Consider the following 2035-nt stretch of genomic DNA (forward strand, 5'->3'; position numbering starts at 1 on the left):
ATGTGCGCCCGGCATGGGCGATAACTTGGCGGTGAAAGTCCGCTACAGGCTTGGCAGTAGGAACTGTTAGCCAAAGGCAAGGGTGTCGGCCGTGAGGCCGAATCTGAAGGAAGCCGGAGGCAAACCCTCGGTCTGACGAACAGAAATCACATAGAAGGCATGATGGGACGGACGAACCTGCATGACATGGCAAAGTCCAATACTGCCCGAATCCCATCATGTAAATGTGGCAGATAGGTGAGGGGAAGGTTATCGCTCTTACCCGGGGAGATCTCACAGACGTGGAGTAGGAAAAAAAAAAAAATCCGAAAGACGGAGTAAAGCTTGCTGTGAGAAGTCAGCAGAGGCCATACTACCGGGAAGTTTTTTTTTCTCGGGAAGGGCCGAACAATCGTAAGTCTTGAGTACATACTGAAAGGAGAGTCGGTGCGATGAAAGCAGAATATCGAAAGGGCTGCCCGCAAAGGGATAGTGTGGAACATGAAGAGTATGCGGGAGCGCGGAGTGCCGAAACTCGGGAAAGTGGAGAAAGAGACGGTGCAAACGACTTGCTGGAGGCGATACTGGACAGGGACAACCTGAACAGAGCCTACAAGCAGGTCAAACGTAACCATGGAGCGCCGGGAATCGACGGAATGACAGTCGAGGCGGCGTTGCCGTGGCTGCGGGAAAACAGAGACGAGCTTCTGCAGAATATCCGGGAAGGCAAATATAAGCCAAGCCCGGTACGTCGCAAGGAAATTCCCAAACCAGATGGAAGCGGAGTGCGGAAACTCGGAATTCCGACCGTAGTGGATCGCATCATCCAGCAAGCCATCGCCCAGCAGTTGCAACCGCTGTTCGAACCGCTCTTTTCGGATGGGAGCTACGGTTATCGCCCGGGGCGGAGTGCGCAGCAAGCCATCCGAAAAGTAAAAGCGTATGCGGAGCAGGGATACGGCCATGCGGTAGAAATCGACCTCTCGAAATACTTCGACACGCTGAACCATGAGCTACTCATGAACCTCTTGCGTAAAGCAATCCAGGATAAGCGCGTAACCGACCTGATTAAAAAGTATCTAAAAAGTGGAGTCATGGAAAACGGAATACGCCGCAAAACGGAAGAAGGCTCTCCTCAGGGTGGGCCGCTGTCGCCCCTTTTAGCAAACATCTATCTGAACGAATTCGATCAGGAGATGAAAAGTCGAGGTGTGACGGTCATCCGTTATGCGGATGACATTGTGGTGCTGGCGAAGAGCAAGCGAGCGGCGACACGGCTTCTGGAATCATGTGGGGCATATCTGGAGAACAGGCTAAAGCTCAAGATGAATGCGCAGAAGAGCAAGGTCGTTAGCGTCGTCGCACAGAAACACTTCAAGTTCCTTGGCTTTGCGCTGGGAAAGAACGGGAGAGGCGTGTATATCCGCGTCCACAGACAATCCCTTGCAAAGGCAAAGAGGAAGCTGAAAGAGTTGACGAGCCGAAGCCAAGGCAGAAACGCCCGACAGGTGATGGAGAACGTGAAGGTCTACATTCGCGGATGGATCGGCTATTTCTATGTAGCCGACATGAAGCGAATCCTGCAAAGCTGGAATGAATGGATGCGAAGGCGGATGCGCATGTACATCTGGAAAGGGTGGAAGAAGCCGAAAACGAAGGTGCACAACCTGCGAAAGCTGGGGATACCGGAGTGGCAGGCCTACCAATGGGGAAATACACGGAGGGGATACTGGCGAGCTGCCGGTAGTCCGATGCTGTCTCGCTCCATAACAAACGAAAGGCTCGTACGGGCAGGGTACTATGACTTCCCTGCACAGTACGAGCGTCTACGACGCAATTGCACTTAAACGGTTGAACCGCCGTATACCGAACGGTACGTACGGTGGTGTGAGAGGTCGGCTACTCAACTAATGGGTAGCCTCCTACTCGATTATTTATGAAAAAAGTTCAAACTGCAAAAGGGTTGTTATCCAAACCAAAGGAACCTCTGTCCCCACTTTAGTAGTGGAGACGGAGGTTCTTTTGCGTGAAATTCGGCAACTTCCCAGTTTGTAAG

The 2035-nt window shown here is 52.3% G+C and carries 1 protein-coding gene; it reads left to right on the forward strand.

Annotation, left to right across the window (positions count from 1 at the left end; translation table 11 throughout):
• Positions 1 to 431 precede the first annotated feature (431 nt).
• Positions 432 to 1826, forward strand: coding sequence for a group II intron reverse transcriptase/maturase (ltrA, locus tag ACIFQM_RS12210; RefSeq protein WP_430043091.1), 1395 nt, complete (start codon positions 432 to 434; stop codon positions 1824 to 1826).
• Positions 1827 to 2035: the final 209 nt, after the last annotated feature.

Origin of the sequence: Paenibacillus sp. NRS-1782, assembly GCF_050467685.1 — a bacterium.
Taxonomy (GTDB): domain Bacteria; phylum Bacillota; class Bacilli; order Paenibacillales; family Paenibacillaceae; genus Paenibacillus; species Paenibacillus terrae_A.